Source organism: Pseudomonas sp. Sample_10 (assembly GCF_004321495.1).
Classification (GTDB): domain Bacteria; phylum Pseudomonadota; class Gammaproteobacteria; order Pseudomonadales; family Pseudomonadaceae; genus Aquipseudomonas.
This window is the reverse complement of the sequence record NZ_RCOE01000195.1, coordinates 25,897-39,696: the sequence shown is the minus strand read 5'-3', so window position 1 is coordinate 39,696 and position 13,800 is coordinate 25,897. Positions and strand designations below refer to the sequence as shown.

The window sequence follows — 13,800 nt, the reverse complement described above, 5'->3', positions numbered from 1 at the left end:
TTATTACTTAAGAGGATTGTTCCAATGGCGACTAACCGTTCCCAGCGTCTGCGCAAAAAACTGTGCGTCGATGAATTTCAAGAGCTGGGTTTCGAACTGAACCTGGATTTCAAAGAAGATTTGGCTGATGAAGCCATTGATGCTTTCCTCGACGCGTTCCTCAAAGAAGCCATGGAAGCCAACGGTCTGGGCTATGTTGGCGGCGACGACTACGGTCTGGTTTGCCTGCAGAAGCGTGGCTCGGTCAGCGCTGAACAGCGCGCCGCCGTTGAAGCCTGGCTCAAAGGTCGCACCGAGCTGACCAGCGTTGAAGTCAGCCCGCTGCTGGACGTCTGGTATCCGGAAAAGCCGATCAATCCGGTAGCTTGATGTTCTGAAAACGGCGACCCGAGGGTCGCCGTTTTTTTATACCTGTTTTTTGTGCGCACATGGCTTGATGAACCGTTCGCGGGCAAGCCTCGCTCCTACAAGAATATGCCCGCGAAAGCGCCCTCAAACCTTGCGCCAGTTCAGAATCAGCAGCGTCACGACCCCCGCCACAATCCCCCAGAATGCCGAACCAATGGAAAACAGCGTCAACCCCGACGCCGTCACCATGAAGGTGATCAGCGCCGCCTCACGTTCCTTCACTTCGCTCATGGCAATGCTCAAGCCATTGATGATCGAGCCGAACAACGCCAGCGCGGCTATCGACAACACCAGTTCCTTTGGCAGCGCCGCAAACAGCGCTGCCAGTGTCGCGCCGAATACCCCGGCAATCCCGTAGAAAATCCCGCACCAGACAGCGGCGGTGTAGCGCTTGTTGCGATCCTCGTGGGCATGCGGCCCGGTGCAGATGGCCGCGCTGATCGCCGCCAGGTTAATGCCGTGGGAGCCGAACGGCGCCAGCAGCAGCGAAGCGATACCGGTGGTGGTAATCAGCGGCGAGGCCGGTACGTTGTAGCCGTCGGCGCGTAGTACGGCGATACCGGGCATGTTTTGCGAGGTCATCGCCACCACGAACAGCGGAATGCCGATGCTGATCGTTGCGGCCAGGGAGAAGTGCGGGGTGGTCCAGACCGGCGTGGCCACTTCCAGGTGGAAACCGCTGAAATCCAGCAGCCCCATGAACCCGGACAACGCTGTACCGATCAACAGCGCGGCCAGCACCGCGTAACGCGGTGACAGGCGCTTGACCAGCAGATAAGTGACAAACATGCCCAGGACCAGCGCCGTGCGATGCTGGGCGGCGACGAAGATCTCGCTGCCGATCTTGAACAGGATGCCCGCCAGCAGCGCGGCCGCCAAAGAAGCCGGAATCTTTTTGACCAGGCGTTCGAAGCTGCCGGTGAGACCGCAAATCGTCACCAGCACGGCACAGGTTATATAGGCGCCGATGGCTTCGCCGTAGGACACGCCGCCCAGGCTGGTGATCAGCAGGGCGGCGCCCGGGGTCGACCAGGCAATCGTGATGGGCGTGCGATAGCGCAAGGACAGGCCGATCGAGCACACTGCCATGCCAATCGAGATCGCCCAGATCCACGATGAAATCTGCCCGCTGGTCAGGCCGGCCGCTTGCCCGGCCTGGAACATCAGCACCAGTGAACTGGTGTAGCCAGTCATCATCGCGATGAACCCGGCGACGATGGCCGATGGTGACGTATCGGCCAAGGGGCGTAGCTGAGTGTGCGTGGCGTCGGTCATGACGATGGTGTTCCTTGGTTCAGAGAACTATGTCCGAGGCCACCCGGTCCCTGTAGGAGCCGAGCTTGCTCGCGATGACGGCGTGTCAGTCGACAGTGTTTTCGAAAATGAAATCGCTATCGCGAGCAAGCTTTGCTCCTACGGGGGCGTGTGCGGGCTGCGGATTCTGTGATCAAGCCTAAACTCAAACGTAATGGATCGTTGCGATACAGCGGATGTGACAAACAGCCGTACAGTCGTGTTGCCACCATCCATTGTGTACAATCGCAGTGTTTTTTACGCGATACTTGCCAGCGACCCACTGTGCCGTATTACAGTCACGGTCTATTCGCCGCAGTTTTCCCGACTCGAGTGCCCATGAACGAACAGTTGCAACCCCTCAAGAAACAACCGCGAGCAGGCAAAGCCGGCCGCAGCGGAACCCAGGACGATATTGTCTACGCGCATATCTTCGAGGCCATCCTCGAACAGCGTCTGGCGCCCGGCACCAAGTTGAGCGAAGAAGCGCTGGGGGAAATTTTCGGGGTCAGCCGCACCATCATTCGCCGCGCCTTGTCGCGCCTGGCCCATGAAAGCGTGGTGCTGTTGCGTCCGAACCGCGGTGCCGTGGTCGCCAGCCCGAGTGTCGAAGAGGCTCGGCAGGTGTTCATGGCCCGCCGTCTGGTGGAGCGAGCGATTACGGAATTGGCGGTCCAGCACGCCACCGCCGAGCAGATCGCCGAGTTGCGCCAAATGGTCAACGACGAACGCGACAGTTTTTCCCGTGGCGATCGTGGTGCCGGTATCCGTCTGTCGGGTGAGTTCCACCTGAAACTGGCCGAAGCGGCGAAAAACGCGCCGTTGATCAGTTTCCAGCGCAGCCTCGTGTCGCAGACCTCGCTGATCATTGCCCAGTATGAAAGCGGCAACCGTTCCCACTGCTCTTATGACGAGCACACCCAGTTGATCGACGCCATCGAAGCGCGCAATGGTGAACTGGCGGTAGACCTGATGATGCATCACATGGATCACATCGACAGCAAGCTCAACCTTGATGAGGAAAGTGCTTCGGATGACCTGCATGCGGTGTTCTCGCACTTGTTGCAGACCAAGAAGCCAGGGCGATCGACTGCCAAGCTCTGACTTCCTGATACTGATCGTTCCCACGCTCTGCGTGGGAATGCCTCAATGGACGCTTCGCGTCCGCTTCGGCAGGAACGCGGAGCGTCCCGGGCTGCATTCCCACGCGGAGCGTGGGAACGATCAAATCGCTGGCAAGCCAGCTCCCACAGGGACCGAGCTGAATTGGATCGTTGGATCGTTCCCACGCAGAGCGTGGGAACGATCATGCACGCAATGCCTTAGCGCTGATGCACCAGATTCCCCGCCGCATAGGTCTGCAACACCGTCCGGTCATCCCCCAGCGTCATCAACACAAACAACGTTTCGGCGATGTTATTGGCCTGCTTCAGGCGATAGCCCAGCAGCGGCGTGGCGTTGTAGTCGAGCACCAGGAAGTCGGCGTCGGTACCCGGTTGCAGATTGCCGATCTTGTCTTCCAGGCGCAATGCGCGGGCACCGCCGAGGGTGGCCAGGTACAGCGACTTGAACGGGCTCAGGCGCGCACCTTGCAGTTGCATGACCTTGTAGGCCTCGTTGAGGGTTTGCAGCAGCGAGAAACTGGTGCCGCCGCCGACATCGGTGCCGATGCCGACATTGAGTTTGTGCTTCTCGGCCATCGGCAGATTGAACAGGCCGCTACCGAGGAAGAAGTTCGAAGTCGGGCAGAACGAGATGGCCGAACCGGTTTCCGCCAGGCGCGCGCACTCTTCATCGCACAGGTGCACGCCGTGGGCGAACACCGAGCGTTCACCGAGCAATTGGTAGTGATCGTAGACGTCCAGGTAGCCCTTGCGCTCCGGGAACAGCGCCTTGACCCACTCGATTTCCTTGAGGTTTTCGCTGATGTGGGTCTGCATGTACAGATCCGGGTATTCGCTCAGCAACTGGCCGGCCAGGGTCAGTTGTTCCGGGGTGCTGGTCGGGGCGAAGCGTGGAGTCACGGCGTAGTGCAGGCGACCCTTGCCGTGCCAGCGCTCGATCAACGCTTTGCTTTCGAGGTAGCTCGATTCAGCGGTATCGGTCAGGTAGTCCGGGGCGTTGCGGTCCATCATCACCTTGCCGGCGATCATCCGCAGGTCGAGCTGCTCGGCCGCTTCAAAGAACGAGTTCACCGATTGCGGATGTACGCTGCCGAAAACCAGTGCCGTCGTGGTGCCGTTGCGCAGCAATTCCTTGATGAAAATGTCCGCGACTTCGTCGGCATGGGCCTTGTCGGCGAACTGGCTTTCGCACGGGAAGGTGTAAGTGTTGAGCCAGTCCAGCAATTGTTCACCGTAGGCACCGACCATGCCGGTTTGTGGCAGGTGGATGTGGGTGTCGATAAAGCCGGGGGTAATCAACGCGTCCTGATAATGGGTGATTTCGATGTCTGCCGGCAGCGTCGGCAGCAAATCACTGGCGTGGCCAAGTGCGCTGATTTTGCCGTTATCAACCACCAGCAAGCCGTCCTCGAAATATTCATACGAGGCTTCGATGCCAACGATGGCAGGGTCGGCGATGCTGTGCAGGATGGCGGCGCGGTAGGCTTTGCGAGTCAGTGGCATGAGCGTTCTCAATGGGAGGCTTGGCTGCGGCGTGACGCAGGCAGCAGTTTGGCAATCGATCCGGCGCTGGCGGTGTGCTGGCCGAAGTTCGCGTTGTAAGTGGCGATGATCTCGCCGGCGATGGAGATGGCGATTTCCACAGGCAACTTGCCTTTGACTTCGCCGATGCCCATCGGGCAGCGCATGCGTTGCACGACGCTGCTGTCGAAGCCGCGATCACGCAGACGATGTTCGAACTTGACCCGTTTGGTCTTCGAACCGATCAGGCCGAAGTAGGCGAAATCGTTGCGCTTGAGAATCGCGGCGGTGAGTTCGAGGTCGAGCTGGTGATTGTGGGTCATGACGATGCAGTAGCTGCCGGCGGGCAGGTCGTCGATTTCATCCACCGGTTCTTCGGCAACGATCTTGCGAACGCCGTGGGGGATCTGCTCGGGAAACTCATCGTCGCGTGAGTCGATCCAGCGCACGCGGCAGGGCAGGCTGGAGAGCAATGGCACCAGCGCCCGGCCGACGTGGCCGGCGCCGAACACAGCGATTTGCGCTTGCACCTGGCCCATCGGTTCGAACAGCAAAACGGTGGCACCGCCGCAGCACTGACCAAGGCTGGCACCGAGGCTGAAACGCTCCAGATGCGTGTCCTGCTTGCCGCTGGCGAGCATCTCGCGAGCGATCTGCATGGCCTTGTATTCCAGGTGCCCGCCACCGATGGTGTCGAAGGCCTGACGGGCGCTGATGACCATCTTCGAGCCGGCATTGCGCGGAGTCGAGCCGAGCTCTTCGATGATCGTCACCAACACGCAGGGCTCACCCTGGTTTTGCAGGTCGGCGAGGGCGTCGATCCAGTTGTACATGTTTCACCTCGACATCTGTCTGTCAGATCGTTCCCACGCTCCGCGTGGGAATGCATCACTGGACGCTCCGCGTCCGCTGTTCAGGATGCGACGCGGAGCGTCGCCGGCTGCATTCCCACGCAGAGCGTGGGAACGATCATCAGAGCGAAGCCAGTTCGGTTTCAGCCTCAACAGCCTTCGCCGCCTTCAACTGGCACATCTGCTCGCAACCCCACAACACCCGTTCCGGCGTCGCCGGAGCGTCGATCTTCGGTTGATGCTTGTAGTCACCCAGGCTCGCCACGGCGTCTTTGATCGCACACCACGCGGCGATGCCGAGCATGAACGGCGGCTCACCCACGGCCTTGGAATGGAACACCGTGTCTTCCGGGTTCTTGCGGTTTTCCACCAGCTTCACCCGCAGGTCCAGCGGCATGTCCGCCACGGCCGGGATCTTGTAACTGGCCGGGCCGTTGGTCATCAGCTTGCCCTTGTTGTTCCACACCAGCTCTTCCATGGTCAGCCAACCCATGCCCTGGATGAAACCACCCTCGACCTGACCAATGTCGATGGCCGGGTTCAACGACGCGCCGACGTCGTGGAGGATGTCGGTGCGCAGCATCTTGTATTCGCCGGTGAGGGTGTCCACCAGCACTTCGCAGCACGCCGCACCGAAGGCGAAGTAGTAGAACGGACGGCCACGGGCCTGGCTGCGGTCATAGTAGATTTTCGGCGTCTTGTAGAAGCCGGTGCTCGATAGAGATACCTGGGCGAAATAGGCCTGCTGTATCAACGCTTCGAAAGTCAGGATGTGGTCGCGAACCCGCACGTGGCCGTTGTGGAATTCGACGTCCTCTTCGCTGACCTTGTATTGGCGGGCGGCGAATTCCACCAGGCGCTGCTTGATGGTTTCGGCGGCGTTCTGCGCGGCTTTGCCGTTCAGGTCGGCGCCACTGGACGCTGCGGTCGGCGAGGTGTTCGGTACCTTGTCAGTGTTGGTCGCAGTGATTTGCACGCGGTCCATTTCCACCTGGAACACTTCGGCCACGACCTGCGCGACCTTGGTGTTCAAGCCCTGGCCCATTTCGGTGCCACCGTGGTTCAAATGGATGCTTCCGTCGGTGTAGACGTGCACCAGGGCGCCGGCCTGGTTGAGGAAGCTGGCGGTGAAGGAAATGCCGAATTTCACCGGGGTCAGCGCCAGGCCTTTTTTCAGGATCGGGCTGTTGGCGTTGTAGCGACGGATCGCTTCGCGGCGCTCGGCGTACTGGCTGCTTTCTTCCAGTTCGGCGGTCATTTCCTCGAGCATGTTGTGCTCGACGGTCTGGTAGTAATGGGTGACGTTGCGCTCGGTCTTGCCGTAGTAGTTGGCTTTGCGCACGGCCAGCGGATCGAGGGCCAGATGCCGGGCGATGGCGTCCATCACTTCTTCGATGGCGACCATGCCTTGCGGGCCGCCGAAACCACGGTAAGCAGTGTTCGACGCGGTATTGGTCTTGCAGCGGTGACCGTTGATGGTCGCATCACCCAGGTAATACGAGTTGTCGGAGTGGAACATCGCTCGGTCGACGATCGAGGCCGACAGATCTGGCGAGCAACCGCAGTTGCCGGCCAGTTCCAGGGCGATGCCGTGCAGGCGGCCGGTGCTGTCGAAGCCGACGTCGTACTCGACATAGAACGGGTGACGCTTGCCGGTCATCAGCATGTCTTCGACGCGCGGCAGGCGCATCTTGGTCGGCTGGCCGGTCAGGTGCGCGATCACCGCGCACAGGCACGCCGGGCTCGCCGCCTGGGTTTCCTTGCCGCCGAAACCACCGCCCATGCGGCGCATGTCGACGACGATCTTGTTCATCGACACGTCCAGCACTTCAGCCACCAGCTTCTGCACTTCCGTGGGGTTTTGCGTGGAGCAGTAGACGATCATGCCGCCGTCTTCGGTCGGCATCACCGAAGAGATCTGGGTTTCCAGATAGAAATGCTCCTGGCCGCCGATGTGCAGCGTGCCCTGGATGCGATGTTCGGCGGTGGCCAGCGCCGTGGCTGAATCGCCGCGCTGATGGGTGTGGCTGTCGAGCACGAAGTGGCGTTTGCGCAGGGCTTCGACCACGTCAAGCACGGGTTCCAGGTCTTCGTATTCGATGATTGCGGCCATCGCTGCCTTGCGGGCGGTTTCCAGATCCTTGGCGGCCACGGCCAGCACCGGCTGCCCGACGAACTGCACGTCATCAATGGCCAGGAGCGGATCACCGGGCAACAGTGGGCCGATGTCTTTCAGGCCTGGTACGTCTTCGTGGGTGATGGCGATGCGCACGCCCTCGAAGGCGTAGCAAGGCTGGGTGTCGATGCTGATGATCTTCGCGTGGGCGCGGTCCGACAGGCGCGCGTAAACGTGCAACTGGTTGGGAAACTCCAAGCGATCATCGATGTACTGCGCTTCACCGGACACATGCTTGGCCGCGCTGTCGTGCTTGACGCTGCGACCGACACCGGTGGTCAGGTCCTTGGCGAACAGTTCAGCCAGTTCGGCCTGGGTCTTCTCTACGGCGTGATGATTAGACATAAGCGGTCACCCGAGTCTCGATGTGCGGTGTTTGCAGTTCGATGAAGTATTTGCGCAGCAGGTTTTGCGCGCTGAGCAGGCGATATTCCTTGCTGGCGCGAAAATCCGAGAGCGGTGTGAAGTCTTCGGCCAGTGCGGTGCAGGCGCGTTCGATGGTGGCATGGTTGAACGGCGAGCCGAGCAGCGCCGCTTCACAGGCTGCGGCACGTTTCGGAATGGCCGCCATGCCGCCGAACGCGACGCGTGCTTGCGCGACGATGCCGTTTTCCAGGCGAATGTTGAAGGCGGCGCACACGGCAGAGATGTCGTCGTCCAGGCGCTTGGAGACTTTGTAGGCGCGGAACAGATTCTCGACGCTGGCGCGGGGCACGATGATCTTCTCGATGAACTCGCTTTCCTGACGCGCGGTCACGCGGTAATCGATGAAGTAGTCCTCCAGCGCCAGGGTACGGCGGGTTTCGCCTTTGCACAGAACGATTTGCGCGCCGAGGGCGATCAACAGCGGAGGCGAATCGCCGATGGGCGAGGCATTGCCGATGTTGCCGCCCAGCGTGCCCTGGTTGCGGATCTGCAAGGACGCGAAACGCTGCAGCAGTTCGCCGAAATCCGGGTATTCAGCCTTCAAGGCTTCATAGCAATCGGAGAGGGCGGTGGCGGCACCGATTTCCAGGCGGTCGTCGAAACGCTCGATGCGCTTCATTTCGGCGACGTTGCCGACATAGATCATCACCGGCAGGGTGCGGTGGAACTGCGTGACTTCCAGCGCCAGGTCCGTACCGCCGGCCAGCAGGCGGGCCTGCGGGTAAGCGTCGTAGAGATCGGCCAGGTCGGCCACGGTCAGCGGCACCAGGCAGCGTTTGTCGCCGCTGTTGAGTTCGCCGATGTCGGTCGGTGCAATGGCTTTCAAGCGGGCAATGGTGTCCGCTTCACGCGCATCGAACTGATCCGGTTGTTTACCGCAGCAGGATTGTTCGGCGGCTTCGAGAATCGGCCGATAGCCGGTGCAACGGCAGAGGTTGCCGGCCAGGGCTTCGTGGGCTTTGTGGGAATCGGGCGCTTCGCTGTTCTTTTGCAGGGCGAACAACGACATCACGAAGCCCGGTGTGCAGAAGCCGCACTGTGAGCCGTGGCACTCGACCATGGCTTTCTGCACGCTGTGCAGTTCACCTTTGTGCTTGAGGTCTTCAACGCTGATGAGTTGTTTGCCATGCAGTGACGAAACGAACGTCAGGCAGGAGTTGAGGCTGCGATAACGGATGTGTTCGCGACCGGTGTCATCCGTCTGCAATTCGCCGACCACCACGGTGCACGCGCCGCAGTCACCGCTGGCGCAGCCTTCTTTGGTGCCGGGCTTGCCCACATGGTCGCGCAAATAGTTGAGCACGGTCAGGTTCGGGTCCAGGGCGTGCTCGCTACGGAGTTCCTGGTTTAGTAAAAACTGGATCACGGAAGGCCTCGCAGACTCATTATTGTTGTTAACCGATGTGACCGAATTTAGCAGGTCTGACTTTTCGGTCAATGATTTTCTGACTTAAAGGTCAGGAAAATGCATTTTGTCGACTCACAACTGTTTCTTCATTATTGACCCTCGCAGGCCAGCCTGCTTTTTGCTTGAATCGTGCCAAAACCCCCGCCAGGGCTGTGCGCCATGACGTATCAATTGCGCTACACTGCGCCGCTTGTGCAGATCGAACAGTTTGAAGGACAACCATGACGTTCAAGGCGCCGGACAGCCTCGCCGAGCAAATCGCTCACCACCTCGCCGAACGCATCATTCGCGGCGAAATGAAGCCCGGAGAGCGCATCCAGGAACAGAAGGTCACGCTGGCACTCAATGTCAGCCGCGGCTCGGTCCGTGAGGCCTTGCTGATCCTTGAGCGTCGCCACCTGATTGCGATCCTGCCGCGACGTGGCGCCCACGTGACCGAGCTCACCGCGCACAAGGTACGGAGCCTGTGCACGCTGATGGGCGAGATGTACATCCTGCTCGCCAATGCCGTGGCCACCGGCTGGAAAGTCCAGGCCGACCTGGCGCCGTTCGTGCAGATTCAGCAGCGGCTTACCGCCAGCTACGAACGCCAGGACATCCATACCTTCGTCGATGAAAGCTTCAATGTGATGCGCGCCACGTATTCGTTCGCCAACAATCCGTATTTGCAGGAAACCGTCGAGAATCTGCAGCCGGCCATGAGCCGTGCCTATTTCCTTGCCCTGGATCAGCGCAAGGCCTCGATGAGCGAATATCTGGAGCTGTTCGAGCGTCTGCTCGCGGCGGTGATTGCCCGGGACTACGCTCAGATCCGCGAAGTGCTGATCGCCTACGGCCAGCGCAGCTGCGATCTGGTGATCTCCGCCCTGACGGACGCCTGATCTTGCGGCTCAAATGCATCAAGCTGGCGGGGTTCAAATCCTTCGTCGATCCGACCACGGTGAACTTCCCCAGCAACATGGCGGCGGTGGTCGGACCCAATGGTTGCGGCAAGTCGAACATCATCGACGCCGTGCGTTGGGTGATGGGCGAGAGTTCGGCCAAGAACCTGCGTGGCGAGTCGATGACCGACGTCATCTTCAACGGCTCCACCAGCCGCAAGCCGGTGAGCCAGGCGAGCATCGAGCTGGTGTTCGATAACTCCGACGGTACATTGCTCGGCGAATACGCCGCTTATGCGGAAATTTCCATTCGTCGCAAAGTGACCCGCGACAGCCAGACCACCTATTACCTCAACGGCACCAAATGCCGTCGCCGCGACATCACTGACATCTTCCTCGGCACCGGCCTCGGCCCGCGCAGCTACTCGATCATCGAGCAGGGGATGATCTCCAAGCTGATCGAGTCCAAGCCCGAAGACCTGCGAAACTTCATCGAAGAAGCCGCGGGCATTTCCAAGTACAAGGAGCGCCGGCGCGAGACCGAAAACCGCATCCGCCGCACCCACGAAAACCTCGAACGCCTGACTGACCTGCGTGAAGAGCTGACGCGTCAGCTGGAACGCTTGCACCGCCAGGCCGAGGCGGCCAAGAAATATCAGGAATGCAAAAGCGAGGAGCGTCAGCTCAAGGCGCAGTTGTCGGCACTGCGCTGGCAGGACTTGAACGATCAGGTCGGTCAGCGCGAAGCGATCATCGGTACCCAGGAAATCAGTTTCGAAGCCTTGGTGGCCGAGCAGCGCAACGCCGATGCCAGCATCGAGCGCTTGCGCGATGGTCATCACGAGCTCTCTGAACGCTTCAATCTGGTGCAGGGACGCTTCTATTCGGTCGGCGGCGACATCGCTCGGGTCGAGCAGAGCATTCAGCACGGCCAGCAGCGTTTGCGTCAGTTGCAGGACGACTTGAAAGAAGCCGAGCGCGCGCGGCTGGAAACCGAATCTCACCTGGGGCACGACCGCACGTTGCTGTTGACCCTCGGCGAAGAGCTCGACATGCTCACGCCGGAACAGGAAGTTACCAGCGCCGCCGCCGAAGAGGCCGCCGCGGCACTGGAAGAATCCGAAACGACCATGCACGGCTGGCAGGAGCAGTGGGACACGTTCAATCTCAGCGCCGCCGAACCGCGCCGTCAGGCTGAAGTGCAGCAGTCGCGGATCCAGCAACTGGAAACCAGTCTGGAGCGCTTGGCAGATCGTCAGAAACGTCTTGGCGAAGAACGCGCGTTGCTCTCGGCAGACCCGGAAGACGCAGCGATCATGGCGCTCAGCGAACAGCTCGCTGAATCCGAGGCGACCCTCGAGGATTTGCAGACCAGTGAAGAAGCCCAGGTCGAAAAACTCGAGCAACTGCGTCAGCAATTGCAACAAACGCTGACGGCGCAGCAACAGGCCCAGGGCGACCTGCAGCGGCTCAATGGGCGTCTGGCGTCGCTGGAAGCCTTGCAACAAGCCGCGCTCGATCCCGGCACCGGCACCGCCGAATGGCTGCGCGAGCAGCACCTCGCGGATCGCCCGCGTCTGGCCGAAGGCCTGAAGGTCGAAGCAGGTTGGGAGCTTGCGGTGGAAACCGTCCTGGGCGCCGACTTGCAGGCCGTGCTGGTGGATGACTTCAATGATTTTGATCTGGCCGGGTTTGCCCAGGGCGATTTGCGCTTGCTCAGCCCCGCTGGCGACGGCGTGCGGGTGCCGGGCAGCCTGCTCGACAAGGTCGAGGCACAGATTGATCTGTCGCCTTGGTTGGGGCAGGTCAAACCGGTTGAAAATCTTGAGCAGGCGCTGACCTTGCGCGGGCAGTTGGGCGTTGGCCAAAGCCTGATCAGTCGCGACGGCTTCTGGGTTGGCCGGCATTTCCTGCGGGTGCGCCGGGCCAGCGAAGCAGAAAGCGGTGTGTTGGCCCGTGGCCAGGAAATCCAGGCGCTTGGCCTTGAGCGTGAAGAGCGCGAAGCCGCCGTCGAAAACCTCGAAAGCCAGTTGCAGAACCTGCGCGCGCAACAGCGCCAGCAGGAGAACGGCCGTGAACATTTGCGCCGTTTGCTGCAAGACGAAGCCCGTCAGCAGGGTGAATTGAAAGCCCAATTGTCGGCCGGTAAGGCCAAGGCCGAACAGTTGAGCCTGCGCCGCACTCGCCTCGACGAAGAGCTCATTGAGCTGGACGAACAGCGTGCGTTGGAACACGAAAACATCGGCGAAGCGCGTCTGCAGTTGCAGGAAGCTCTGGACAGCATGGCGCTGGACACCGAGCAGCGCGAATTACTGCTGGCCCAGCGCGACAGTCTGCGCGAACGCCTTGACCGGGTGCGCCAGGAAGCGCGGCAGCACAAGGATCACGCCCATCAACTGGCGGTGCGGTTGGGCTCGCTGAAGGCTCAGCACGATTCGACGCGACAGGCGCTCGAGCGCCTGGAAATGCAGTCTGAACGCCTGACCGAAAAGCGCGAGCAATTGAGCCTCAATCTGGAGGAGGGCGAGGCACCGCTGGAAGAGCTGCGTTTGAAACTTGAGGAATTGCTCGACAAACGCATGACCGTCGACGAAGAGCTCAAGACCGCACAGATCGCCTTGGAAGATGCCGATCGTGAACTGCGTGATGCGGAAAAACGCCGCAACCAGGCTGAGCAGCAATCACAGCTGATCCGCGGTCAACTCGAACAGCAACGCATGGAATGGCAGGCGTTGACCGTGCGCCGTAAGGCTTTGCAGGATCAGTTGCTGGAGGACGGCTACGATCTGCACGGCGTACTCGCCACGCTGACAGCCGAAGCCAGCGAGAAAGCTGCCGAGGAAGAGCTCGAACGCATTGCGGCGCGGATTGCGCGCCTCGGTGCGATCAACCTGGCGGCCATCGACGAATACCAGCAACAATCGGAGCGTAAACGTTATCTGGATGCCCAGGACGCCGATCTGGTGGAAGCACTGGAGACCCTGGAAAACGTGATTCGCAAGATCGACAAGGAAACCCGAAACCGTTTCAAGGATACCTTTGATCAGATCAATGGCGGTTTACAGGCGCTTTTCCCAAAAGTTTTCGGTGGCGGTCGCGCGTATTTGGAACTGACGGGCGAAGATCTACTCGATACAGGGGTAACGATCATGGCGCAGCCGCCAGGAAAGAAGAACAGCACCATCCATTTGCTCTCCGGTGGCGAAAAGGCCCTGACTGCATTGGCCCTGGTTTTTGCCATCTTCAAGTTGAACCCGGCGCCGTTCTGCATGCTCGATGAAGTTGACGCGCCATTGGATGACGCTAACGTTGGACGCTATGCAAGGCTGGTCAAAGAGATGTCGCAAACGGTGCAATTCATTTATATCACCCACAACAAGATCGCCATGGAAATGGCCGAACAACTGATGGGGGTGACGATGCATGAGCCCGGTTGTTCGCGTCTGGTGGCCGTGGATGTCGAGGAGGCGATGGCAATGGTGGATGCCTGAGTTGTATCTGTAAGACAGGTACTACAGGGTTATCGGACTTTTTTGCTTGCGTTGACTTGCTGGCTAATCGACATATTCGCGCTAGCCACAGTGACAGACGGTGTAAAGTTGCCTTTGGTCGTGCTAGTTTAATGTCAATTTTTCGTATACGTGGGCAAAACGCCTGTCAGAACATAGAGTTGGCGCCACGTTTTAAAGCGGTTTGCAGCTTGTAAACCCCT

Annotated in this window: 9 protein-coding genes; 4 read left to right on the top strand and 5 right to left on the bottom strand. The window is 60.2% G+C overall.

Going from position 1 to position 13,800, the window contains the following annotated elements:
* Positions 1–24 precede the first annotated feature (24 nt).
* Complete coding sequence (locus D8U18_RS19260; RefSeq protein ID WP_007971486.1) at positions 25–369, top strand: YggL family protein; 345 nt, start codon at positions 25–27, stop codon at positions 367–369.
* A 123-nt stretch (positions 370–492) separates the two neighbouring features.
* Here D8U18_RS19260 and D8U18_RS19255 read toward each other — a convergent pair whose 3' ends face one another.
* Positions 493–1,683, bottom strand: coding sequence for a benzoate/H(+) symporter BenE family transporter (locus tag D8U18_RS19255; RefSeq protein WP_130906148.1), 1,191 nt, complete (start codon positions 1,681–1,683; stop codon positions 493–495).
* Between the two features lie 357 nt (positions 1,684–2,040).
* On the opposite strand from D8U18_RS19255, the gene D8U18_RS19250 reads away from it, so the two are divergent.
* Positions 2,041–2,805, top strand: coding sequence for a GntR family transcriptional regulator (locus D8U18_RS19250; RefSeq protein WP_056856974.1), 765 nt, complete (start codon positions 2,041–2,043; stop codon positions 2,803–2,805).
* 218 nt (positions 2,806–3,023) lie between these two features.
* On the opposite strand, the gene guaD is transcribed toward D8U18_RS19250, so the two are convergent.
* From guaD to xdhA, 4 genes are all read right to left on the bottom strand, one after another.
* Entirely contained in the window at positions 3,024–4,328 is a 1,305-nt protein-coding gene (gene guaD / locus D8U18_RS19245; protein ID WP_056856975.1) for a guanine deaminase, read from the bottom strand.
* Between the two features lie 8 nt (positions 4,329–4,336).
* Complete coding sequence (gene xdhC / locus D8U18_RS19240; RefSeq protein ID WP_056856976.1) at positions 4,337–5,179, bottom strand: xanthine dehydrogenase accessory protein XdhC; 843 nt, start codon at positions 5,177–5,179, stop codon at positions 4,337–4,339.
* A gap of 139 nt (positions 5,180–5,318) precedes the next feature.
* Entirely contained in the window at positions 5,319–7,718 is a 2,400-nt protein-coding gene (xdhB, locus tag D8U18_RS19235; protein ID WP_131108180.1) for a xanthine dehydrogenase molybdopterin binding subunit, read from the bottom strand.
* Positions 7,711–9,165, bottom strand: a complete 1,455-nt coding sequence (gene xdhA / locus D8U18_RS19230; RefSeq protein WP_056856978.1) for a xanthine dehydrogenase small subunit — start codon at positions 9,163–9,165, stop codon at positions 7,711–7,713. The genes xdhB and xdhA overlap by 8 nt, the downstream gene beginning before the upstream one ends.
* A 263-nt stretch (positions 9,166–9,428) precedes the next feature.
* Between xdhA and D8U18_RS19225 the strand changes: the two genes are divergently transcribed.
* Entirely contained in the window at positions 9,429–10,088 is a 660-nt protein-coding gene (locus tag D8U18_RS19225) for a GntR family transcriptional regulator (RefSeq protein ID WP_056856979.1), read from the top strand.
* A 2-nt stretch (positions 10,089–10,090) separates the two neighbouring features.
* Entirely contained in the window at positions 10,091–13,579 is a 3,489-nt protein-coding gene (gene smc / locus D8U18_RS19220; RefSeq protein WP_131108179.1) for a chromosome segregation protein SMC, read from the top strand.
* The last annotated feature ends 221 nt before the right edge of the window (positions 13,580–13,800 follow it).

Coding starts and splice junctions, on each gene's coding strand:
- D8U18_RS19260 (WP_007971486.1), top strand. CDS start 25: ATGGCGACTAACCGTTCCCAGCGTCTGCGCAAAAAACTGTGCGTCGAT.
- D8U18_RS19255 (WP_130906148.1), bottom strand. CDS start 1,683: ATGACCGACGCCACGCACACTCAGCTACGCCCCTTGGCCGATACGTCA.
- D8U18_RS19250 (WP_056856974.1), top strand. CDS start 2,041: ATGAACGAACAGTTGCAACCCCTCAAGAAACAACCGCGAGCAGGCAAA.
- guaD (WP_056856975.1), bottom strand. CDS start 4,328: ATGCCACTGACTCGCAAAGCCTACCGCGCCGCCATCCTGCACAGCATC.
- xdhC (WP_056856976.1), bottom strand. CDS start 5,179: ATGTACAACTGGATCGACGCCCTCGCCGACCTGCAAAACCAGGGTGAG.
- xdhB (WP_131108180.1), bottom strand. CDS start 7,718: ATGTCTAATCATCACGCCGTAGAGAAGACCCAGGCCGAACTGGCTGAA.
- D8U18_RS19225 (WP_056856979.1), top strand. CDS start 9,429: ATGACGTTCAAGGCGCCGGACAGCCTCGCCGAGCAAATCGCTCACCAC.